Annotated in this window: 19 protein-coding genes and 1 tRNA gene; 5 read left to right on the top strand and 15 right to left on the bottom strand. The window is 70.3% G+C overall.

Annotated elements, in window-relative coordinates; genetic code table 11:
• Positions 1-34: 34 nt before the first annotated feature.
• Genes ACW7G5_RS04610 through ACW7G5_RS04590 form a run of 5 tightly spaced genes read left to right on the top strand, consistent with a single transcriptional unit; the run spans position 35 to position 6,194 of the window.
• Entirely contained in the window at positions 35-2,917 is a 2,883-nt protein-coding gene (locus tag ACW7G5_RS04610; protein WP_457002203.1) for a type VI secretion system Vgr family protein, read from the top strand.
• 8 nt (positions 2,918-2,925) lie between these two features.
• A complete protein-coding gene (locus ACW7G5_RS04605) occupies positions 2,926-3,420 on the top strand; it encodes a hypothetical protein (RefSeq protein WP_457002202.1) in 495 nt (164 codons plus the stop codon).
• Positions 3,417-5,189: a TIGR02594 family protein gene (locus ACW7G5_RS04600; protein ID WP_457002201.1), complete on the top strand. Its 1,773-nt coding sequence runs from the start codon at positions 3,417-3,419 to the stop codon at positions 5,187-5,189. Before ACW7G5_RS04605 ends, ACW7G5_RS04600 begins: the two co-directional genes overlap by 4 nt.
• A 7-nt stretch (positions 5,190-5,196) precedes the next feature.
• Complete coding sequence (locus ACW7G5_RS04595; RefSeq protein WP_457002200.1) at positions 5,197-5,922, top strand: M949_RS01915 family surface polysaccharide biosynthesis protein; 726 nt, start codon at positions 5,197-5,199, stop codon at positions 5,920-5,922.
• Positions 5,923-5,933: 11 nt separating this feature from the next.
• Positions 5,934-6,194 carry a PAAR domain-containing protein gene (locus tag ACW7G5_RS04590; RefSeq protein ID WP_457002198.1) on the top strand — a complete coding sequence of 87 codons (261 nt, stop codon included), beginning with the start codon at positions 5,934-5,936 and terminating at the stop codon, positions 6,192-6,194.
• 52 nt (positions 6,195-6,246) lie between these two features.
• Here ACW7G5_RS04590 and ACW7G5_RS04585 read toward each other — a convergent pair.
• The 15 genes from ACW7G5_RS04585 to ACW7G5_RS04515 form a co-directional block, all read right to left on the bottom strand.
• Positions 6,247-6,322: transfer RNA gene (locus ACW7G5_RS04585), tRNA-Gly, on the bottom strand.
• A gap of 178 nt (positions 6,323-6,500) precedes the next feature.
• Positions 6,501-7,103: a CDP-diacylglycerol--glycerol-3-phosphate 3-phosphatidyltransferase gene (gene pgsA / locus ACW7G5_RS04580; RefSeq protein WP_457002196.1), complete on the bottom strand. Its 603-nt coding sequence runs from the start codon at positions 7,101-7,103 to the stop codon at positions 6,501-6,503.
• Complete coding sequence (uvrC, locus tag ACW7G5_RS04575) at positions 7,100-8,983, bottom strand: excinuclease ABC subunit UvrC (protein ID WP_457002194.1); 1,884 nt, start codon at positions 8,981-8,983, stop codon at positions 7,100-7,102. The genes pgsA and uvrC overlap by 4 nt, the downstream gene beginning before the upstream one ends.
• Positions 8,980-10,398, bottom strand: a complete 1,419-nt coding sequence (locus ACW7G5_RS04570; protein ID WP_457002192.1) for a thioredoxin-like domain-containing protein — start codon at positions 10,396-10,398, stop codon at positions 8,980-8,982. The genes uvrC and ACW7G5_RS04570 overlap by 4 nt, the downstream gene beginning before the upstream one ends.
• 51 nt (positions 10,399-10,449) lie before the next feature.
• Positions 10,450-11,244 carry a 3-deoxy-manno-octulosonate cytidylyltransferase gene (gene kdsB / locus ACW7G5_RS04565; RefSeq protein ID WP_457002190.1) on the bottom strand — a complete coding sequence of 265 codons (795 nt, stop codon included), beginning with the start codon at positions 11,242-11,244 and terminating at the stop codon, positions 10,450-10,452.
• A gap of 118 nt (positions 11,245-11,362) precedes the next feature.
• The gene (gene lpxK / locus ACW7G5_RS04560; protein ID WP_457002188.1) at positions 11,363-12,355 is read right to left on the bottom strand and encodes a tetraacyldisaccharide 4'-kinase; all 993 of its coding nucleotides are present in this window, start codon (positions 12,353-12,355) and stop codon (positions 11,363-11,365) included.
• A complete protein-coding gene (msbA, locus tag ACW7G5_RS04555) occupies positions 12,352-14,148 on the bottom strand; it encodes a lipid A export permease/ATP-binding protein MsbA (protein ID WP_457002186.1) in 1,797 nt (598 codons plus the stop codon). The genes lpxK and msbA overlap by 4 nt, the downstream gene beginning before the upstream one ends.
• On the bottom strand, positions 14,145-14,591 hold the full coding sequence (locus ACW7G5_RS04550; protein WP_457002184.1) for an ExbD/TolR family protein: 447 nt from the start codon (positions 14,589-14,591) through the stop codon (positions 14,145-14,147). Before ACW7G5_RS04550 ends, msbA begins: the two co-directional genes overlap by 4 nt.
• A gap of 7 nt (positions 14,592-14,598) precedes the next feature.
• A complete protein-coding gene (locus ACW7G5_RS04545) occupies positions 14,599-15,222 on the bottom strand; it encodes a MotA/TolQ/ExbB proton channel family protein (RefSeq protein WP_457002183.1) in 624 nt (207 codons plus the stop codon).
• 248 nt (positions 15,223-15,470) lie between these two features.
• Entirely contained in the window at positions 15,471-17,813 is a 2,343-nt protein-coding gene (locus ACW7G5_RS04540) for a DNA internalization-related competence protein ComEC/Rec2 (protein WP_457002181.1), read from the bottom strand.
• 510 nt (positions 17,814-18,323) lie between these two features.
• Entirely contained in the window at positions 18,324-19,031 is a 708-nt protein-coding gene (gene lolD, locus ACW7G5_RS04535) for a lipoprotein-releasing ABC transporter ATP-binding protein LolD (protein WP_457002873.1), read from the bottom strand.
• 91 nt (positions 19,032-19,122) lie between these two features.
• Positions 19,123-20,364 carry a lipoprotein-releasing ABC transporter permease subunit gene (locus ACW7G5_RS04530; RefSeq protein ID WP_457002179.1) on the bottom strand — a complete coding sequence of 414 codons (1,242 nt, stop codon included), beginning with the start codon at positions 20,362-20,364 and terminating at the stop codon, positions 19,123-19,125.
• Positions 20,365-20,388: 24 nt separating this feature from the next.
• Positions 20,389-20,841, bottom strand: a complete 453-nt coding sequence (locus ACW7G5_RS04525; RefSeq protein ID WP_457002177.1) for a hypothetical protein — start codon at positions 20,839-20,841, stop codon at positions 20,389-20,391.
• Complete coding sequence (locus ACW7G5_RS04520) at positions 20,789-21,064, bottom strand: FAD assembly factor SdhE (RefSeq protein ID WP_457002175.1); 276 nt, start codon at positions 21,062-21,064, stop codon at positions 20,789-20,791. Before ACW7G5_RS04520 ends, ACW7G5_RS04525 begins: the two co-directional genes overlap by 53 nt.
• On the bottom strand, positions 21,061-21,483 hold the full coding sequence (locus tag ACW7G5_RS04515) for an MAPEG family protein (RefSeq protein WP_457002174.1): 423 nt from the start codon (positions 21,481-21,483) through the stop codon (positions 21,061-21,063). Before ACW7G5_RS04515 ends, ACW7G5_RS04520 begins: the two co-directional genes overlap by 4 nt.
• Positions 21,484-21,531: the final 48 nt, after the last annotated feature.

The following is a 21,531-nucleotide window of genomic DNA, read 5'->3' as shown; positions in this document are numbered from 1 at the left end:
CCCGCGGTCGGCACGGGAACAATTAGGTATGGCCATGGATCTGCCCGCCTGGACACGTCTGGTATCGCAGCACAATCGGCTGATCGAGCTGGAGACCACCCTGCCCGACGCGTTCGCGGTCGAGCGCTTCCGCGCCCGCGAAGCGGTGAGCGAACCCTTCCTGTTCGAGATCGACTGCCTGTCGGCCAACGCCTCCATCGACCTGCGACCACTGCTTTCGACGGAGGCCACGCTGCGCCTGCGCGGCCCCGGCGGCGGCCGGACCTGGCACGGCTGCTGCACGCAGGCCGCGCAGCTCGGCTCGGAGGGTGGCCTTGCGCGCTACCGCATCCGGCTTGAGCCGTGGACGGCCCTGCTGCGCCTGCGTCGCAACCGCCTGATCCACCAGGACCTGGACGAGCGCGGCATCATCGAGCGGCTGTTCGCGCACTATCCCCAGGCCAACTACCGCTTCGACATCAGCCGGCCGCTGTCGCCGCGTCCGGTACGCACGCAGTGGGAGTCCGACTTCGATTTCCTGGCCCGCCTGCTGGCCGACGCCGGCCTGGCCTACCGCTTCGAACATCCCGGCGACGCGGACCGCCAGTCCGGCGCGCGGGCCAGCCACGTGCTGGTGATCCACGACGACCAGGCGAGCGCGCCCGAGGCGTCGCCCGCCACGCTGCGCTTCCACCGGGTCGACGCTACCGAGGCGGAGGATGCGGCGGTGCTCTTCACCGAGAAGCGCCAGGTCACCACGAACGCTGTGGCGGTTGCGAGCTGGGAGCGCGACCAGGTGCGCATGTCCGCCGCCCGGGCGGAGCTGGACGCAACCGGCCTGCCCACGCTGGAGGTCTACCAGGCCGCACGCAGCGGCGCGTTCCCCACCGCCGCGCTGGCGCAGTCCGCCGCGGACCTGCGGCTGCAGGCCCTGCACCTTCCGGCCCGGCTGCATGCCGGCGCCGGCAGCGGCCGTGGCCTGGCGCCGGGCCACGCCTTCACCCTGGAGCAGCACCCCGACCTGCACGGCGACCGCTTCGTTCCGCTGGTGGTCGAGCACACCGCGGTCAACAACCTGGGCAGCCACGCCGTGACCCTGCTCGGGTCGCCGGCGCTGGAAGAAGGCGATTACCGCAACCGTTTCGTATGCGTGCCTGCCGGCGTCGCGGTGGTCCCGATGCACATCCCCCGGCCCACGGCGCCCGGCCCGCAGACCGCGCTGGTGGTCGGCCTGCCGGACGCCGGCGTGACCTCCAGCCGCGACCATGAAGTCCGGCTGCAGTTCTGGTGGCAGCGCGGCGCTTTGCCTAACCCCGGCGGCCTGCAGGACACCGGCGGCAAGGATCCGGGACATGCCCCCGGCGACGCTTCCAGCGGCACCTGGGTGCCGGTCGCCGAGTCCGTGGCGGGTCCCGATTTCGGCAGCCACTTCCTGCCGCGCCTGGGCAGCGAAGTGCTGGTGGACTTCGAGCATGGCGACCTCGACCGGCCGGTCGTGGTCGCGCAGCTGTACGGTGGCGCGCATCTCCCGCCCTACGCCGGTGGCGAGGACAGCGAATCCAACCACCCGGGCGTGCTCAGCGGCCTGCGCACCACCGGCCTGGACGGCCAGCAGGACAGCCGCTGGATCGTCGATGACACGCCGCGGCAGCTGCGCCACCAGCTCGATACCGGACTGGCCGCCAGCCGGCTCGGCCTCGGGCTGCTGATCGACCAGACGGACGCCAACCGCGGTGGCTTGCGCGGCGAAGGCTTCGAGCTCGATACCCGGGGCTGGTCGATGCAGCGCGCCGGCGAGGGCTTCCTGATCTCGACCAGCGCGCGCCCGGCTGCGGCCTCGACCTTACATGACGCCGCGGAGGCGGTGGCAGGGCTGGAGGCCGCGGTGCGTACGGCGACCAGCCTCTCCGAACGGGTCGCCGGCGTGGACGGCTTCCCGTTGCAGGCCAACCCGCGGCAGGAGGCGCTGCTGGAAGCGATCGACCCCCTGCGCAAGGGCCGCTACGACGGGCCGGTCAACAGCCAGCCTGCGGCCCGGCCCAAGGGCCAGGGGCGCGAACCCGGCGACGAGGTGGAACGCATCGACGGGCCGCGGATGCTGCAGGAAAGCGCCAGCCACCTGGTGTACGGCACCTCGCACAGCCTGCTGGCCTACGCCGGTGGTGCCCAGCACTGGACCGCGGGCGAAGGCGCGCATCTCGCTGCGGGCGCCACCTTCGCCGCAGTGTCCGGCGCGTCGGCGGGCTGCTTCGCCGGCAGCGGTACGCTGCAGATGGTCGCCGCCAGTGGCCCGCTCAGCCTGCAGGCCCATGCAGCGGGGCTGGAGGTCCTTGCAGACAGGACGGTCAGCATCACCAGCACCGAAAGCACGATCGAAGTGACGGCGCAGGAAAAAATCGTGCTCCAGGCCGGGGAATCGGCGATCACCCTGGAAGGCGGCGATATCGTCTTCGCCTGCCCGGGCGACTTCACCGTCAAGAGCAGCCAGAACCTGTTCCTGGGCGGCGAACGCAACGCCGCCGCCCTACCCGCGCTGCCTGCGGCCGAGTTCGCCTTCGTCTCCAGCCTGCGCTTCGCGGTGACCGGCAGCGACTCGCTGGCCGAATCGATGGGCTGGGTCGGCCGCAACTTCAAGGTCCGCGACGGCGAGGGCGCGACACTGGCCTCCGGCGTGGTCGACGCCAGCGGCCGCCTGCCGCGGGCCACCCATGACGGCCTGGGCACCGAACTCACCCTGGAGATCGGCGATGGCGGCTGGAAGACGCTTGCAGCCGCCCCTGCCGCCACGGCGCCGGAGGCGGACCCGGAATCAGAGGCTGCGCCCGAACCCCTGCACGCCGACGGCAACCGCTACTCGCAGCAGCTGCTGGACGATGCCGTCGAATCCCCGCTTGATCCCGGACTCATCGCCGAACTGCTCGGCCTGGACGCCCCGTGAGGACGCCGATGCACCGTTTCCTGGTCACCGCCCTGCTGCTCTGCGCCGTTGGCTCCGCCTCCGCCCAGAACTACGCCAGTGGCGAGCACGTGCTCGACTCCGCGCAGGGCGAGCTGCGCATCAACGTGGGCCTCGTCTCCCACCTCAACGCGCACACGTTCCACGTGTACACGTTCCAGTTCCGGCCCAGCGGAGAAACGGCCTGGCACCAGCTGCCGCTGGTGCGCGACGCCGCGGATCCCGCGCTCGACTTCATCCTCACCAGGACGGCCACCGCCGACTTCACCACCCGCGATGCGCGGCTGGCGGTCGACGGTCCCGCGCCCGGCCTCGCGATTGCTGCGCTGGAGTACGAAGACACACCGTATGACGATGACGCCAGGGTCCGGGTGGAAACGTTCGCCCTGAAGCGGCTGGACGAGGAAGGGCGCTGGATCTTCGAAAGGCAGGGCGAGTCGCTGGCCGCGCCCGGGACCACGATCGAGGAGGCGCTGCGCCCATGAGCAGGCCGCTGGTCAGTGCTGTCTACCATCGCGAGATCAAGACCGTGGAGTTCACCGCCGACAACGGCGACCGCCTGCTGCGCACGGGCGGCACCCTGGCGTGGCGCCTGAACAACCCCGGCAACCTGCGGCCGAGCCGGCTCTACCAGGGGGTCATCGGCACCGCGGACACGCCCAACGGCGCGTTCGCGATCTTCTCCAGCCCCGAGACCGGGCGCGCGGAAAAGCGCGCGCTGCTGCGCCGCCGCTACGACACGCTTTCGCTTCGCGATGCGATCTACACCTATGCACCGCCGGTCGAGAACGATACGGAGAAATACCTCGGCTTTGTCATCAAGCGCACGGGGCTGGCCCGGGACAGGCTGCTCAGCGACATGAGCGACGCCGAGCTCGGCGGGATCATGTCGGCCATGGAGCAGATGGAGGGCTACAACGCCAGCGTCGATACCCGCCAGGAGCGCTGGGTCCACGTGACCTCGGTCGCGCTGTCCGACGGCGCCCGCCCCCTGCCCGACCATCCGGTCACGGTCCAGCGCGGGAACGGGGAGAGCCGCGACGTCACCACCAATGCGCAGGGCGCGCTTCCGCCGCTGGTCACGCGCACCGCGGGCGAAGAAGTCGTGCTTCTGGAAACGGGCGGCGAGAAGGCGGAAATCGGGCGACTGACGCTGCTGGATACGTCCATCTCGATCGTCTTCGCGCGCCTGAGCGAGATCTTCACCGCAGCCTCCCAGCCGCACAATCCCCCGGCGGAGGCGACGGAAGCGGCACCGGAACGCAAACCGATCCGCTACGTGGTGCAACCCGGCGACACGCTTTCGGCGATCGCCCAGCGCTTCAAGACCACTGCAGGGGCGCTGCAGCAGTCGAATGCCGCGACCATCCGCAACGCCAACAGCATCCGGCCCGGCCAGGTGGTCTGGATCCATGGCGAGGGCCAGCAGGCCGCTCCTGCCCGCTACACGGTGGTCCGCGGCGACACCCTGGCCGCGATCGCCTCCAGGCACCGGACCAGCGTCGACCGGATCATGGCGGTGAACCAGGGAGCCATCGCCAACCGCAACGTGATCAGCCCGGGGCAGGTCATCGACCTTCCCGCCGGCGTCGTCGCCAGCGCGCCCGCCGCAGCGCCCCCCCGGCCCGCCCGCACCGGCGGCACCCAGTCCACGGCCAGTACGCGCAGCCGCGAGAACCAGGGCCATCCCCTGGCCATCGTCCAGCTCGACCAGCGCCGCGCGCCCTGGATGGAACACGCCTACGCCGAAGCCAGCCGCTGGGCCGGCAAGACCGAGGACGTGATCGGCAAGACGATCAACTACCACCATGAGCTGGGCACGAAGTGGCTGCCTTCCATGTCGGGGACCAACAACGCCTGGTGCGCATCGTTCGTCAACTGGTGCCTCAAGGAGGCCGGCTACACCATCTCGCGGGAACACTACCGGGCGCGTTCGTTCGCGAGCGACGCCGCCTTTTCACAGATCGACGCGCCGATCTATGGCGCGATCGGCATGCGCGGCACCAGCCACGTCGGCTTCGTCTACGCAGTGGCCAGCAACGGCAATCCGATCCTGCTGGGCGGGAACCAGGGCGACCAGATCAATTTCAGCGCCTTCGGCAAAAGCACGATGCGGTACTACGTGCCCCTGGCCTATGCCGAATTCGCCGCAACCGAGCTGGAGGATCCGAACCTGGACGTGACCACATCCGCTGCGCTCAACCAGGCCCTGGATATTTCCGTCAACCAGAAGGCGTCGGGCAATGAGCGCTAGGACACGGATGGCTTTCTGGCCGCTGCTCCTGGCCGGTGTGGCCGGCCTGGCCGGCTGCAACGATGCCAGCAGCCCGCCACCGCCCGTGACGACGCCGGCGACCGGGGCCGAGACCCGGGCAGAAGCCACAGATGCCGCAGGCACGCCGCATGGCATCCGGGCGGAACCCGTGGACGCCGCCAGCTTGGTACTGCCTGCCGTCGCGGATGAGGGCAAACTCCTGCACGCGCTGGCATACCGCGATGCAAACGGCTCGAACCTGCTGGTCTTCCGACGCGCGCAGTCCATGTCGGAAAGCGAGGACGGCGACATCGAAACGATCGCGCTGACGGTCACGCACTACCTTGACGCTTCCGACGACGCAGCCCCCGGATGGCGGGAGACGTGGCAGGCCGGTGAAACCACGCACTGTGACGGCCTGGATTTCGAAGCCGGCTTCCTGGAACGGGCCACCCGGGTCGAAGACCTCGACGACGACGGCATCGCCGAGCTGGTGGTCGGCTACAGCGGATTCTGCGGCGGCGGAATCGATCCCCATGACATCAAGCTGGTCCTGCACGCCGGAGGGCGTGAGTACGTCTTGCAGGGCGAATCACTGGTGCAGCCCCCGGACGGCAGCCCCTCTTTCGGCGGACACTACGCCACCACGCCGGCATCGGAAGACATCCCGCCGCCGCTGCGCGCCGCGCTGCTCGAAGCATGGAGCCGCGTGAAGACCCACCCGATTCCATAAGGAGAACTGCGATGGCCTTGCCATGGATCCTGGTAGGTGACGCGATCGACCACGGCGGCACTGTCGTGGCTGGCGCACCCGCGGTCAGCCTGGGCGGACGCCAGGTCGCGCGCATCGGCGACGCGGTCGTCTGCAGCCAGCATGGAAGCACCACCATCGTGACGGGAGACCCGGGCGTGGTCATCCTCGGCAGCCCGGTCGCGCGCCATGGCGACAAGACTGCGTGCGGTGCCAGCCTGATCGCCTCGCAAAGCACGACGTCCAACGGATAGCCCGGGATCGAACAAAAAAAAAGCTGCAGGCGCAATGCCTGCAGCTTCGATCTGGAGCGGGAAACGAGACTCGAACTCGCGACCCCGACCTTGGCAAGGTCGTGCTCTACCAACTGAGCTATTCCCGCGTTGTGAGCCAGCAATTGTAATGCCCGGAAAAAAACTGTCAACACCCCCCGATCATCGAATTCCCTACCCCCGACTTTTTTAAGAGCAGCTATAGCTGCGACCAGATGCCCCCCGCCTTTGTGGGAGCAGCTTTTAAGGCCGCCGGCGGCGGGACGGCGGGCGGCGCGTGCGAGGGGGTTACTGGCTGCGGCGTTCGCTTTCGCGGAGTGCGGGCCAGGCGGCGCGCAGGTAGAGGAAGCCCGACCAGAGGGTCAGCAGGGCGGCGACGGCCAGCATCCAGTCGCCGATGTGGAAGATCGGCGTGCCCAGCCAGGGCTCGGGGCGCGGCGGGTTCTTGTCGGGGGTGACGGCGTACAGCAGGGCCAGCAGGGCGACCATCTGCGCGACCGTCTTGACCTTGCCGATGGCGGCCACCTTCACGGTGGCGCGCTGGCCGAGTTCGGCCATCCATTCGCGCAGGGCGGACACGGCGATCTCGCGGCCGACGATCACCGCCGCCCAGAACGCCATCCACGGCGTGGGATGCCCCTGCACGATCAAAAACAGCGCGGTGGCGACCATCAGCTTGTCGGCCACGGGGTCGAGGAAGGCGCCGAAGGCCGACGACATCTGGTAGCGGCGCGCGATCCAGCCGTCCAACCAGTCGGTGATGGCGGCCAGGCCGAACACGCCGGCGGTGGCGAAGTTGCTCCACTGCCAGGGCATGTAGAACGTCGCCACCATTACGGGGATCAACAGGATGCGGAGCAGGGTCAGCCAGGTGGGAAGGGTGAGCTTCATGGGTCCTTCTGGGGTCGCGTTGCAGCTGGCGCGGGGGCGTCCAGGCCGTGCAGTGTGGCGTAAATCCGTTCGGCCAGCGCGAGATTGACGCCTTCCACGCGCGCGATTTCCGCAACGCCCGCGGCGCGCAGGCCGCCCAGGCCGCCGAAATGCTTGAGCAGCGACGCGCGCCGGCGCGGGCCGATGCCGGGGATGTCTTCGAGCCGGCTGGTGCTGCGCGCTTTTTGCCGGCGGCCGCGATGCCCGGTGATGGCGAAGCGGTGGGCTTCATCGCGCACCTGCTGCACCAGCTGCAGGCCGGGCGATGCGGCGCCGGGCTTTACTTCGCTGCCGTCCGGCAGCAGCAGGGTCTCATCGCCGGCCTTGCGCGCTTCGCCCTTGGCCACGCCGACAATAGTGATCCCCCCGGCGATGCCGAGTTCGGCCAGCACGGCCTTGGCCTGGCCCACCTGCCCCGCCCCGCCATCGATCAGCAGCAGGTCGGGCAGCACGGCGTCGTCGTTGCCGGCGGCGCGCTTGAAGCGCCGGGTCAGGGCCTGGTGCATGGCGGCGTAGTCGTCGCCGGGTTCGATGCCGCTGATGTTGTAGCGGCGGTACTGGCCGCGCACCGCGCCTTCGGCATCGAACACCACCTGCGACGCGACGGTGGCCTCGCCCATGGTGTGGCTGATGTCGAAGCACTCGATGCGCCTGGCGGGCTCGGCCAGGCCCAGCAGTTCGCGCAGCGATTCGGCGCGCGCGGCCTGCGCGGCCTGGCTGCCGAGCTGGGTGGCGAGCGAGTTCTCGGCGTTGCGGCGGGCAAGGTCGAGATAACCGGCGCGCTCGCCGCGGACGCTGGTCTTCAGCGTGACCTTGCGGCCGGCCTGCAGCGCGAAGGCTTCTTCAAGCAGCGGCACATCCTCGATCACGCGGTCGAGCACGATCTCGCGCGGCGGCTGGTGCGCGATGTAGTACTGGGCGACGAAGGCGGCCAGCACTTCGGCGGGCTCGTCGACGCCGTTGGTTTTCGGGAAGAAGGCGCGGGTGCCGAAGTTGCGGCCGTCGCGGAAGGCCAGCAGCAGCACGCAGGCATTGGTGCCCTGCATGGCGATAGCGAGCACGTCGAGATCCGCGGCGTGGCCGTCGACGTACTGGCGCGCCTGCATGCTGCGCAGGCTGGCGAGGGTGTCGCGCAGGCGGGCGGCGTTCTCGAAGTCCAGGCGTTCGCTGGCGGCTTCCATCGAGGCGGCGAGTTCGTCAAGCAGTTCGTCGCTGTGGCCTTCAAGGAACATCCGCACGCGGCGCACGGCGGCTTCGTATTCGGCGGCCTCCACCAGGCCCACGCAGGGCGCGCTGCAGCGGCCGATCTGGTACTGCAGGCAGGGGCGCGTGCGGTTCTTGAAGACGCTGTCTTCGCAGCTGCGCAGCTTGAACAGCTTGTGCAGCAGGTTCAGCGTTTCGCGCACCGCGACCACGCTGGAGTACGGGCCGTAGTAGCGGCCGGGCACCGACTGCGGGCCGCGGTGGAGCGCGATGCGCGGCCACTCTTCGCGGGTCATCAGCAGGTGCGGGTAGCTCTTGTCGTCGCGCAGCAGCACGTTGTAGCGCGGCTTGAGCGATTTGATCAGCTGGTTTTCCAGCAGCAGCGCTTCGGCCTCGGTGCGGGTGACCGTGACCTCCATGCGCGCGACCTGGGACAGCATCGCGGCGGTGCGCGCGTTCTTGGGGCTGGCGCTGAAGTAGCTGGCCACGCGCTTCTTCAGCGCACCGGCCTTGCCGACGTAAAGCACGCTGTCGTCGGCGGCGTACATGCGGTACACGCCGGGGGCAGTGCTGAGGCCGCGGACGAAGTCCTTGCCGTCGAAGGCGGGCGCGGCGCCGGGGTCGCCGGCCGCGGTCATTCGCCGATGGGAACGTGCTTCAGGCTTCCGTCCCGGGTGTCATAGCGGAGTACGGCGTGGGCGTCGGTATCGGCGATCCAGACCACGCCGTCGGCCACGGCCATTCCGCAGGGTGCGTGCAGGCGCTGCGGCAGGGTGACGGTGGTGAGTTCACCGCCGCCCAGGCGCAGCGAGCGCAGGCAGTCGTTGCCGCTGTCGGCGATCCACAACACCGGCGCATCGGGATCAAGCGCGATCGCCTGCGGCTGCTGCAGGCGCGCGCTGGCGCGGGCGCCGTCGCCGCTGCCGTGGCTCCAGGGGCCCTGCCCCACCAGGGTGGTGACCTGGCCGGTGCGCACGTTGGCCGAGCGGATCGCGGAGCCCGCGGCATCGCAGACATAGACCACCTGCTGCACGGCGGCGAGCGAGGCGGGTTCGGCGAACGAGGCCTGTTCGCGCGCGCCATCGTCCACGGCCAGCGCGCCGGAGCCGGCCAGGAGCGTCATCGCCGGGGCGCCGAGATCGAAGGACCAGACGCGGTTGTCGCCGGCGGTGGCGATGTGCAGGTTGCCGGCGGCCAGCGACACCGCGCGCGGCTGGTCCAGGGCGACCATCCGCGGATCGGCCACCGGGCCTTGATTTGGAACACCGGGGCGGCCGGCGCCGACCACGGTGTCGATATCGCCGCTGCGCAGCTGGATGCGGCGCACGGCGTGGTTGCCGGTATCGGCGATGTAGAGCGTGTCGCGTTCGATGCACAGCCCCTGCGGGCGGCTGAAGGCGGCAAGCTCCATCGGGCCATCGATGAAGCCGGCGCCGCCGCTGCCGAACTGGCGCAGCACGCGGCCGCTGAGGTCGCACTCGAGCACGCGATGGTGGCCGCTGTCGGCGACGTACAGGTAGTTGCCCGACAGCGCCAGGCCGACCGGGAAGCGCAGCGGCAGGACCGGTTCGCCGCCGCGGCGCATCTCGATGCGTTCGGCGTTGAGCGAGCGCGGGGTGGCTTCGGACTGCAGGCGGCTGATGGCGGAATCGATCCCGCGCAGCTGGCCATCGCCGACGAAGCGGTCGCGCACCTGGCCTTCGGCATCGATCAGCACCACCGTGGGCCAGGCCTGGATGCCGTAGTGCTGCCACAGCGTCCAGTCGGCATCGTGGCCGACCGGGAATTCGAAATTGTTGCGCGCCAGGCGCTTGCCCACGCGCCGCGGCTCGCGCTCGTGGTCGAAGCGCGGCACGTGCACCGCGACCACGTTGAGGCGGTCGGGATGGCGGTTGCGCAGGTGGTTGAGGTCGACCAGGGTCTGGCTGGACCAGGCCGAGCCCGCGTTGACGAACGCGAGCGCGGTCACCCGGCCGCGCAGCTGGGACATGCGCAAGGGTTCGGTGGTGTTGAGCCAGTCGATGCCTGGCGGGAATTCGGGTGCGGCCTGCATGTCTGGATCTTACTTCAAGCCTTCGGGCAATTGAGGCGCAGCGGGCGGAGGTCAGCGGGCGCCGTGGGCCGCTTGGGCGGCGGCGATGCGGAGTTCGGCGCGCGCGAGGTCTTCGGGCGTATCCACGCCGGGCGGAAACTGCTCCGGCGACAGGGCGACGGCGATGCGATGGCCGTGCTCGAGGGCGCGCAGCTGTTCCAGCGATTCGGCCTGCTCCAGCGGCGTGGGCGGCAGCGCCGCGAAGCGTTTCAGGAAGCCGGCGCGATAGGCATAGATGCCGATGTGGCGCAGCCAGTGGCCGCCGGGCGGGAGCGTGGCGCGGCCTTCGGCCGTGGACCAGGCGTCGCGCGGCCAGGGGATCGGGGCGCGGCTGAAATACAGGGCGTCGCCGCTGGCGGCGCGGACCAGCTTGACCGCGTTGGGATCGGCGAGCGTGGCGGCGGCGTCCACCGGCGTGGCGAGGGTCGCCATCTCGGCACCGGAGTCCAGCAGCGCCGTGGCCACGGCGCGGATGCCGGCGGCGGGCGCGAAGGGTTCGTCGCCCTGCAGGTTGACCACCACGGTGTCGTCGGCCCAGCCGGCGATGGCGGCGCACTCGGCCAGGCGGTCGCTACCGGAGGTGTGGTGCGGCGAGGTCATGGCGATGCGGACGCCGCTGTTGGCGAGTGCGTCGGCGATGCGGTCGTCATCGGCGGCCACCCAGACCGCGTCCGCGCCCGCGGCCAGCGCGCGGCGGGCGACGTGCAGGACCAGCGGCTCGCCCGCGAGCAGGCGCAGCGGTTTGCCCGGAAGGCGCGACGCGGCGAAACGCGCGGGGATGGCGACGGTAAAGGATTGCCTGGTCATGCCCCGATTGTGCCCCGATTGTGCCGCCCTGACCCGCAGGAGCCGCTTTTGTGGGAGCGGCTATAGCCGCTCCCACAGTCGCGCTGACCCGATCGAGGCTATAGCGGCTCCCACAGAGTCAGGCGGGGGCGAGCTTGGCCAGCAGCGCGACCCAGAAGGCTTCGGGGAGCTCGGCGCGTACGGGGACGGCGTAGTGGCGCTCGCCGACGAAGGCGGCGCACTTCACGGCGTCCTTGGCGGTCATCAGCACCGGCAGGTCGCTGCCGAAGCGCAGGTCGCCTTCGACATAGGCGTGGTGGTCGGGGAACGCGTGCGGCACCACGGCGATGTCGAGGGCGCGCAACATTTCGAAGAAGCGCTCCGGGTCACCGATGCCCGCCACCGCGTGCACGCGCTGCCCGGCGAACGCCGACAGCGGCAGGCCGCGGCCGCCGAGCAGCGGCACGGCGTCGCCGGGTGCCAGCCACATCGGCCACTCGCCAAAGCCGGCGGCGATGTCGGGATCGCTGCCGGCGTTGAGCACGCGGAAGTCGCAGGCCGCGGCGCGCGCGGCGGGCTCGCGCATGGGGCCGGCGGGGATCGGCAGGCCGTTGCCGTGGCGGCGGCGGCCATCGATGACTTCGATCTCGATGTCGCGCGCCAGCGCGTAGTGCTGCAGGCCGTCGTCGCAGACCACGATGTCGCAGCCGGCGGCGGCCAGCGCGCGCGCGGCGGCGACGCGGTCGCGGTCGACGCGCACCCGGGCTTCGGACTGGCGCGCGATCAGCACCGGCTCGTCACCGCCCTGGGCTGCGGGCGTGCCGGCTTCGACCCACAGCGGCTTCGACTCGTCCGCGCGGCCGTAGCCGCGGGTGGCGACGCCGGGATTCCAGCCCTCGGCGCGCAGGCGTTCGACGATGGCGATGGTCAGCGGCGTCTTGCCGCTGCCGCCGGCGACCAGGTTGCCGACCACCAGCACCGGCACCTTCACCCGGCGCTTCCCCAGCAGCCCGATGCGGTACAGGCGCACGCGCAGCGCGACCAGCGCGGCGTACACGCGCGACACCGCGTGCGCCCACAGCGGCACGCGGCCGCCGCCGTACCACCAGCGCGGGGTTTCGCGGCGGCTCATGCGGCACCACCGTCGCGGAACTGCATCGCATGCAGGTGCGCGTACAGCCCGCCCCGCGCCAGCAGCTCGGCGTGGGTGCCCTGCTCCACCATGCGGCCCTGGTCGAACACCAGCACCTGGTCGGCGTGCTCAATGGTCGACAGGCGGTGCGCGACCACCAGCGTGGTGCGGTCGGGCATCAGCCGCTGCAGCGCGTCCTGCACCAGGCGCTCGGACTCGGTGTCGAGCGCGGCGGTGGCTTCGTCGAGAATCAGGATCGGCGCGTCGCGCAGAATCGCGCGGGCGATCGCCAGGCGCTGGCGCTGGCCGCCGGAGAGCAGTGAGCCGTTCTCGCCAATCGGCGTGTCCAGGCCCTGCGGCAGGCGTTCGATGAATTCCCAGGCGTTGGCGGCTTCGGCGGCGGCGCGGATGGATTCAAGTGGCGCATCGATGCCGTAGGCGATGTTGGCGGCGACGGTGTCGTCGAACAGCGCCACGCGCTGGCCGACCAGCGCAATCTGCCGGCGCAGGTCGGCCAGCGGGTAGTCGGCCAGCGGCACGCCGTCCAGCGTAATGCGGCCCGAGCTGGGCTCGTAGAAGCGCGGCACCAGGCGCACCAGGCTGGTCTTGCCGCTGCCGGAGCGGCCGACGATGGCGGTGACGGTGCCGGGCGCGGCGCGGAAGCTCACGTTCTCCAGCGCGCTGCCGTCGCCGCGAGCGTAGCGCAGGCCGACATCGTCGAACACCAGCTCGCCGCGCGCGCGCTCGACCCTGTGGCGGCCGCGGTCGTCCTCTTCCTCGTCATCGAGGATCGCGAACAGGCGCTCGGCGGCAGCCACGCCGCGGCCCAGCACGCTCTGCACGTTGGTAATGCGCCGCAGGGACGGAATGATGCCCATCATCGCGGTCATCAGCTTGATGAACTCGCCGGGATTCAGCTGCCCCGCCAGCGATTCGCGGATCGCCACCCAGACGATCGCCGCCAGCGCCAGCGCCGCCAGGATCTGCACGAGCGCCGAGGACGCCGCGCGCGTGGCCTCGACCTTCATGTTCAGGCCCAGCACGCGGTTGGCGAGCGCCGAATAGCGCCCCTGCTCGAAGGCCTGCGCGCCGTGCACCTTGACGTCCTGCTGCGCGGCCAGCGACTGCTCGGCGCTGTGCGCCAGATCGCCCATGCCGGTCTGGATGCCGCGGCTGATGCGGCGGTAGCGGCCGCCCACGTACCAGACCAGCACCCCGATCAGCGGCGCGATCAGGATCATCGCAAGCGTCACCTTGACGCTGGTCCAGAGCATCAGCCCAAACAGGAAGACGATGGTCAGGCCGTCGGCGATGAGCATCTTCAGCGCGTCGGCGCTGGCCTGGGTGACCTGTTCGGTGTCGAAGTTGAGCCGGCTGACCATCTGCGGCACGGCTTCGGTGTCGAAGCGGCTGCTCGGCAGGCGCAGGTACTTGCCCAGCACAAGCTCGCGCAGGTCGCGCACCACGCTGCGGCCCACCCGCGCGATGCCGTAGTCGGTGCAGAAGGTCGCCGCGCCGCGCAGCAGGAACAGGCCGATGATCGCCAGCGGCAGGATCAGCGCCATGTCCGGGTCGGGATCGACGAAGCCCTGGTTGGTGAGCGGCTCCATCAGCCAGACGAAGGCGGCGCCGGCCGCGGCCTCGATCACCATGCCGACCATCGCCACGATCAGCAGCGGCCGGTAGTTGACGGTGTGGCCGAGGAGGCGGCGGTAGGTCTGCCAGGCAGAGGGTGCGCCTTCGGCGGCCGGGGCCTCTGGCTGTGACGGGTCCCGTCCGCCCGCGCTGCTCACTGCGCGGGATCCTGCACGACATTGCCGCCGGCCTCGGGCGCGGTCGCGATCGAGATGCGGCGGAAGCCCAGCTGGCCAAGTGCGTCCATCGCGGTCACAACCGCCTGGTGCGGCGTGCGGGCGTCGGCGCGCAGCAGCACCGGGCGCTCGCGGTCTTCGCCGGCGACTTCAAGGATCGTGGCCTTGATCGACTCGACGTCGGTGCGCAGGGCCTCGCGGTCATCGATGAAATAGCGGCCTTCGGCGTTGACCAGCACGCTCAGCGAGGGCTGCTCGCTGTCGGCGGCGCGCGCGTCGGCACGCGGCAGCTCGAGCTTGAGCATCGACCGGGTATCGAAGGTCGTGGTGACCACGAAAAAGATGATCAGCACCAGGATCACGTCGATCAGCGGAACGAGGTTGATCTCGGGGATGTCCTCGGCGCGGCGGTCGCGGATGCGCATGCGCGGGTCAGGCCCTGCCCGGGCGGTTGCGCGGATCCAGGGCATCCATCAGCGCGATCGCCTCGTGCTCCATGGCGACGATGTAGCCATCGATGCGGCCGCGGAAGAAGCGGTGGAACATCAGCGCCGGCACCGCCACCACCATGCCGGCGGCGGCGCAGACCAGGGCCTTGCCGATGCCGCCGGCCAGCTCGTTCATCTCGCCCATGCCGACATCCATGATGCCGAGGAACATCTGGATCATGCCGACCACGGTGCCGAACAGGCCCAGCAGCGGCCCGATGCCGGCGATGGTGCCGAGCGCGTTGAGGTAGCGCTCCATGCGATGCGCCTGGTGGCGGCCGACGTCCTCGACGCGCTCGCGCATCTCTTCGCGCGGGTGGTTGCGCATGTCGAGCACGCTGGCCAGCAGCGCGCCCAGCGGCGAGTTGCCGCGCAGCGACTCGATGTGGGACGGATCGAGCTGCCCGCCGCGGCCGACCCAGTCGCGTACCTCGCGGCCGAGGCCGGCCGGGAGCATCTGGTTGCGGCGCAGCGTCCAGAAGCGTTCAACGATGATCGCCAGCGCCACCGCCGACAACAACAGCAGCGGCAGCATCGGCCAACCGCCGGCCTTGACCAGTTCCAGCACGCATCACTCCAGAGGCCGGGGGGCCCGGGAAACAGGGCCCATAGGATAACGCCACAATCCCGCCCCGTAGGAGCAGCCCGCCTGTGTGGGAGCAGCCCGCCTGTGTGGGAGCAGCCCGGCTGTGTGGGAGCAGCCGGCCTTTGTGGGAGCAGCTATAGCTGCGATGCCGCACCGCCGGGCGACTCTGCACCGTCCACGCACACCGATCGCAGCTATAGCTGCTCCTACAACCGCTTCTGCAGGAGCGGCTATAGCTGCTCCCGCAGGCGGGAGGCGGCTTCGGCGTCCCAGAAACGGCGACGGCGATCACGTTCTGCTTCGATCTCCGGCCCGGCCTCCCCAAGGCGAACGCGGAGCGCGCCGGCAGCGGGGGTCTCGAGCACGCGCGCGCCGGCAGCCTGCCAGCGTTCGACCACGTTCGCGTCGGGATGGCCAAACCGGTTCCCGTGCCCGGCCGATACCAGCGCCAGCCGGGGCGAGGTCGCGGCCACGAATTCCACCGTCGACGAATGCCTGGACCCATGGTGCGGCACCAGGACCACGTCCACCGGAAGATCCTGCGGCACGCGTCCAACCAGGCGCTCCTCCACCGCTTCGCCGATGTCGCCCGTCAGCAGGATCGCGCCGTGGGCGGTTTCGATCCGCAGCACGCAGCTGGATTCGTTGCGCAGGTAGGGGAAATGCAGCGGCGGGTGCAGGAAGCGGAAGGTCACGCCGTCGCGCTTCCAGCCGCTTCCGGCCAGGCAGTCCGACGCGCCCTCGAAGGCGATCCCTTCTGGTGCCAGCAGGCGCTTCGCGGGGAAGCGCCGGCGCACCGCGTCCAGGCCGCCGGCATGGTCGGCATCGCCGTGGCTCACCACCATCGCCTCGACCCGGCGTACGCCCAGAGCGTGCAGCGCCGGCACCACGGCGCGCTCGCCGGCGTCGTAGCCATCGCGGATGGCGGGGCCCATGTCATAGAGCATGGTGTGGCCGGCGGTGCGCACCAGCAGCGACATGCCCTGCCCCACGTCCAGCACCACCAGCTCGACCTCGCCATGCCGCGGCAGCTGGCGGTCGGGCCACAGCAGCGGCAGCCACAGCAGCAGGGCAAGCGGCTTGCCGGGCACGCCGCGCGGCAGCAGGATCCAGAACGCGGCGAGCATCGCCATCGGCAGCGCAAACCAGCGTGCTTCCGGCAGCCACCACAGCGCCAGCGGGCTGTTGCCGAGGCGCTCGAACAGCGGCCAGGACAGGTCGAAAGCCCGGGCCGACAGTCGCCAGGCGTCACTCCCCCAGCCTGCGTGCAGGCCTTCCAGCGCAGTGCCGACCAGCGACAGCGGCACCACCACCAGGCTCCACCACGGAATCGCCACCAGGTTGGCGAAAGGCCCGGCCAGCGAGGCCTGGCCGAAAAGGATGGCGGTCATCGGCAGCAGCCCGAGCGTGGCCACCCACTGCGCGGAAAGGAAGTCGCGCAGCGGGCGGCCGCCGGCCTGCGGCAGGCACCACAGCAGCCAGGCGACGCCGCCGAAGCTGAGCCAGAACCCGGGCGAGAGCAGCGCCAGCGGATCGACCAGGACGATGGCGATCGCGGCCAACGCCAGCGACTCCGAAATACGCAGCCGCCGTCGTGACAGCCGCGCGGCGACCACCACCGCGATCATCAGCACCGTTCGCACCGTGGGCAGGGCGAAGCCGGCGACGGCGGCGTAGCCAAGTGCGCCGAGGAAGGCCGCAGCGGCCGCGGCCTGGGGTCTCGGGATGACCGTGCACAGTGCCGGAAAAAGCCGCCACAACCCCGCTCCCAACAGGGCGAAGAAGCCCGCGACCAGCCCGACGTGGAAGCCGGAAATGGCGATCAGGTGGGTCAGACCAGTGGCGCGCAGCAGCTCCCAGTCGGTGTCGGACAGGGCGCGCGTATCGCCCAGCGCCAGCGCGCGCACGTAACGCGAGGATGCGCCGGTTACGGCTTCGTCGATGCGGGTCGCGATGCGGTCGCGCCAGGCGTCGATGCCGCGCGGCGGGGCGAGCTGCTCCGCCGTCGCCTGTTCGCGCACATAGCCGGTGGCGGCGATGCGCGCGGCCATGGCGTGGCGCTCGCTGTCGAAGCCGCCGGGATTGCGCAGCCCGCGCGGCGCGCGCAGGCGCAGTTGCAGACGCCAGGTCGCGCCGGGCTGCAGCTCGTGGCGACGCGTGAGCTCGTCCGACCAGTCGTTCTCGTACCAGGACAGGCGCAGCTTCGCCCCACGCAGGAATTCGGGCAGCGCAGGGTCGTCGTCGACCCGAAGCTGGAAGCGCGTGCGCCGCAGCTCGTTCTCCGGCAGGCCGATGACCCGCCCGCTGACGGTGAAGTCGGCCCGTTCATGCTCCGCGGGGAGCTGCGCGCCGAGCGACGTCGCGGCATGCAGGCCGCAGAGCGCGAACCCGACTAGCATCGCCCCGGCCCAGCGCCAGCGGCTGCGCAAGCGCCACCAGCCGGCAAGCCCCACGAGCAGCAACGCCGCAAGCAGGGCCGCCGCCGGCAAAGCCGGAAGCCGCAGGCAGGCAAACGCCCCCAAAACCAACGCCCCCGCCACCCCCACCCCGAATGCAGGAGCAACTACAGACACAGGAGCAACAGGATCAACCGCAGATGCAGATGCAGATGCAGATGCAGATGCAGAAGCAGAAGCAGAAGCAGAAGCAGTTATAGCTGCGATCGCTGGGCTTTTGTGGGAGCGGCCATGGCCGCGATTGGCATGGTCGGAATCGCCGTGCCAGTGATCGGGCATCAGCACCCAGCACAAAAGCCTGGAGCCAGCCCAGGCAGCACGATCGGCAAGGGCACCTGAGATGCGCGACGCAGGATCCCAATCGCTGAACCACGAACGACGTTGATCCGTGACGAAGGTGAGGAGGTAGATGCTGCCGGCTTCGGACCAGCGTCCGCGACGAAGGGTTTGGGAGCGTGGCCTGGGCATGGGCCTAGGCTGACGCTTCCGCGTCGGGGTGCCAGCGGTAGCTTCCCCGACATGCGTGTCGGGCTTTCGTGGGAGCGGCTATAGCCGCTCCCACAAATTGCCGTCTCCCGCAATGTGGCCGCCCACGCCGAGTAGCCGTTCCCCCAAAAAAAGGGGGTTTCAGGCGGAGGCGGGGGGGATCTCGCGGAGTTTGCCTTCGTGGAGTTCGAGGACGCGGTCGAGGCGGCGGGCGAGGCGGCGGTCGTGGGTGACCAGGACCAGGCTGGTGCGTTCGGCGCGGTTGAGCTCGAGCATCAGTTCGAACACGGTGGCGGCGGTCTTTTCGTCGAGGTTGCCGGTGGGTTCGTCGCCGAGCACGCAGGCGGGGCGGTTGACCAGGGCGCGGGCGACGGCGGCGCGCTGGCGTTCGCCGCCGGAGAGTTCGCCGGGCTTGTGCTCAAGGCGATGGCCGAGGCCGACGGACTCCAGCAGCACGCGGGCGCGCGCAGACGCGTCCGCTACGCCGGCACCCGACAGCAGCACCGGCAGGATCACGTTTTCGAGCGCGGTGAACTCGGGCAGCAGATGGTGGAACTGGTAGACGAAGCCGAGCGCGCGGTTGCGCAGGCGGCCACGCTCGGCGTCCGACAGCGCGCTCATGCGCTGGCCGGCGACGTAGACCTCGCCGGCGGTGGGCGTGTCGAGGCCGCCGAGGAGGTGCAGCAGCGTGCTTTTGCCGGCACCGGATGCGCCGAGGATCGCCACGGTCTCGCCGGCCGACACCGACAGGTCGAGTCCGTCGAAGACCGGCGTGTGCATCCGGCCTTCGGCATAGGTCTTGCCCAAGGCCCCGGCACCGACCACTTCGCCCGCCTGGCGCTCCGCCATGTCGACCGCACCGGCACCTGCACCGGCACCGACGGGATCACCGGCACCCGATCCGGCAACCGCGCGCATCCGGGCGTCTTTCGCTTTCCGGTCACTCATAGCGCAGCGCCTCCGCCGGGTCGGTGCGCGCCGCGCGCCGCGCCGGGTAGATGGTGGCCAGCAAGGCCATGGCCAGCGCGACCAGGGCCACGATCACGATGTCCTGCGCGCTCAGCTCGGTCGGTAGCCCGGTGATGTAGTAGACGTCGGCCGGCATCAGCTCGGCGCCGGTCACGGCCTCGATCAGGCGCAGGATGCGCTCGAGGTTGAGCGTCAGTGCCACGCCGCCGACCACGCCCAGCACGGTGCCGAACACGCCGATCAGCGAGCCCTGCACCATGAACACCTGCATCACCCCGGCCGGCGTGAGCCCCAGGGTGCGCAGGATGGCGATGTCGGACTGCTTGTCGGTGACCAGCATCACCTGCGACGACACCAGGTTGAAGGCGCCCATGGCGATGATCAGCGACAGCAGGATCGCGATCATGGTCTTCTCGAGCTTCAGCGCGCGGAACAGGTGCGCGTTCTCCATGGTCCAGTCGCTGACCATGTACGGGCCTTCAAGCTTCAACGCCAGGTCGCGCGCCACGGCATAGGCCTGGTCCATGTCGTGCATGTGCAGGCGCACGCCGGTCACGCCGTCGCCCATGCGCAGCAGGCGCTGCAGGTCTTCGATGTTGACCACCGCCAGGCCCTTGTCGAACTCCTGGTAGCCGGCTTCGAACACGCCGCTGACGGTGAAGCGCTTGAGCTGCGGCACCGCGCCCATGGGCGTGGCCTGGAAGTCGGTGGTGACCACCACGCTGTCGCCGAGGCGCACGCCCAGCCACGCCGCCAGCTCGCGGCCGAGCACGATGTTGTAGCTGCGCGGCGTCAATGTATCGAGGCTGCCTTCGACCATGCGCTCGCCCAGCACCGAGACCTTGGCCTCGTCGGCCGGGGTGATGCCGCGGATCATGGCCGGCTCGCGGCGCTTGCCCGAAAGCAGGCCTTCGGTGGAGATGTAGGGCGCGGCGCCGGCAACGCGCGGATCGGCCACCGCGGCATCGACCGCGCGCTGCCAGTCCTGCATCGGCTCGCCGTGCGCGCTGACGGTCGCGTGCTGCGTCATCTGCAGCATGCGGTCGCGGATCTCGCGCTGGAACCCGCTCATCACCGCAAGCGTGGTGATCAGCGCGGTCACGCCGATCGCGATGCCGAGGATGGAGGCCAGCGAAATGAAGGAGATGAAGCCGTTGCGGCGCTTGGCGCGCAGATAGCGCATGCCGATGGCGACAGGTAATGGTTTGAACATCGGGTCTCGCCAGCTCGAAGGCCGCTATGGTGCCACCGATGGCCCCGCGCGCGCAGTGGGCAGCCTGTCGACGGCCAGCCGGAGTTCACGGCGCCAGCGCGGCGGCAGGGTGTCGGGCCACCAGGCCAGGCGCCGGCGGCGGCCTTCGGCATCGCGCCAGGAGAGAAAAGCGAGCGGCCCGCGCCACTGCAGCTCGATGTCGGCCACATCGACGTCATCGACCTGCATGCGGCCATCGGCGGTGAACAACAGGCTGCGCGGGACCCGCCGCCACTCGCGCGCGGCGGAATGCAGGCTCTGCACCGCCGCGGCCGCGGCCAGCAGCCAGGCCACTGCGCGCGGCATCTCGCTGGCCAGCACCGCGACGGGCGCAAGCACGCCCAGCAGGATCAGGATCGCCGAAGGCCAGCGCGACGGCCGCCAGTCAATGCGGCAGGGCGCGGATCCGGTGGACCAGGGCGTCGAGGGCGTCGTCATCGGGGCGTTGCTGGCCGAGGAACCATTTCCACAGCCTATCGTCCTCGCTGTCCAGCAGCCGCAGGAAGACTTCGCGCTCGGCCGTCGGGGATTGCCGCCATTCGCGCTCCAGCCAGCGCTCAAGCAACTGGTCGAGCTCGCGCATACCGCGCCGGCAGCGCCAGCGCAGGCGGCGGAACTCGGCCTCGTCGTCGGGCATGGGCTTGTCGACGGGTGTGCTCATGCCAGGAACAGGTACCAGGCCAGGCGGATCCAGAGCAGCGCCAGCACGAAGAAGCCCGCGATAAAGACCTGGAAGCGGTGCATGACCTTGTTGTAGCCGCAGTGGATCATGCTGTGCACGATGCGCAGGGCGACAAAGCCCCAGGCCAGCCCGAGCACCCATGGATCGCGCACACCGGCGGCCATCGCCACGGCGACAGCGAAATAAAACAGCACCGGCAGTTCGAACAGGTTGCGGTAGTTGTCCGACGCGCGGGTATCGGTAAGCCGCTGCGCGATCTGCGCCGACAGCGCCACCGACTGCGGATGCACGCGCTCGCGCTTCATCACCGACACGCGCCGGCGGCACATCACCACCGCCACCACGAAGGTCAGCGCGATCAGGACCACGGCGGGCCACAGGATCAAGTTGCTTGTCATCGCGCTTCCCCGGATACGAACGCGCCGGCAGGTGCCGGCGCGGTATGG

This window comes from Luteimonas sp. A501 (genome assembly GCF_054052085.1).
This window is presented reverse-complemented; position numbering and strand designations above follow the sequence as displayed.

Bases quoted from the DNA above. Each gene is read 5' to 3' on its own strand.
- ACW7G5_RS04600 (WP_457002201.1), top strand. From the start codon at position 3,417: ATGAGCAGGCCGCTGGTCAGTGCTGTCTACCATCGCGAGATCAAGACC.
- ACW7G5_RS04590 (WP_457002198.1), top strand. From the start codon at position 5,934: ATGGCCTTGCCATGGATCCTGGTAGGTGACGCGATCGACCACGGCGGC.
- ACW7G5_RS04525 (WP_457002177.1), bottom strand. From the start codon at position 20,841: ATGACGACGCCCTCGACGCCCTGGTCCACCGGATCCGCGCCCTGCCGC.
- lolD (WP_457002873.1), bottom strand. From the start codon at position 19,031: ATGGCGGAGCGCCAGGCGGGCGAAGTGGTCGGTGCCGGGGCCTTGGGC.
- ACW7G5_RS04515 (WP_457002174.1), bottom strand. From the start codon at position 21,483: ATGACAAGCAACTTGATCCTGTGGCCCGCCGTGGTCCTGATCGCGCTG.
- ACW7G5_RS04595 (WP_457002200.1), top strand. From the start codon at position 5,197: ATGGCTTTCTGGCCGCTGCTCCTGGCCGGTGTGGCCGGCCTGGCCGGC.
- ACW7G5_RS04610 (WP_457002203.1), top strand. From the start codon at position 35: ATGGATCTGCCCGCCTGGACACGTCTGGTATCGCAGCACAATCGGCTG.
- ACW7G5_RS04570 (WP_457002192.1), bottom strand. From the start codon at position 10,398: ATGCAGGCCGCACCCGAATTCCCGCCAGGCATCGACTGGCTCAACACC.
- ACW7G5_RS04605 (WP_457002202.1), top strand. From the start codon at position 2,926: ATGCACCGTTTCCTGGTCACCGCCCTGCTGCTCTGCGCCGTTGGCTCC.
- uvrC (WP_457002194.1), bottom strand. From the start codon at position 8,983: ATGACCGCGGCCGGCGACCCCGGCGCCGCGCCCGCCTTCGACGGCAAG.
- ACW7G5_RS04530 (WP_457002179.1), bottom strand. From the start codon at position 20,364: ATGTTCAAACCATTACCTGTCGCCATCGGCATGCGCTATCTGCGCGCC.
- lpxK (WP_457002188.1), bottom strand. From the start codon at position 12,355: ATGAGCCGCCGCGAAACCCCGCGCTGGTGGTACGGCGGCGGCCGCGTG.
- kdsB (WP_457002190.1), bottom strand. From the start codon at position 11,244: ATGACCAGGCAATCCTTTACCGTCGCCATCCCCGCGCGTTTCGCCGCG.
- ACW7G5_RS04520 (WP_457002175.1), bottom strand. From the start codon at position 21,064: ATGAGCACACCCGTCGACAAGCCCATGCCCGACGACGAGGCCGAGTTC.
- ACW7G5_RS04550 (WP_457002184.1), bottom strand. From the start codon at position 14,591: ATGCGCATCCGCGACCGCCGCGCCGAGGACATCCCCGAGATCAACCTC.
- pgsA (WP_457002196.1), bottom strand. From the start codon at position 7,103: ATGAAGCTCACCCTTCCCACCTGGCTGACCCTGCTCCGCATCCTGTTG.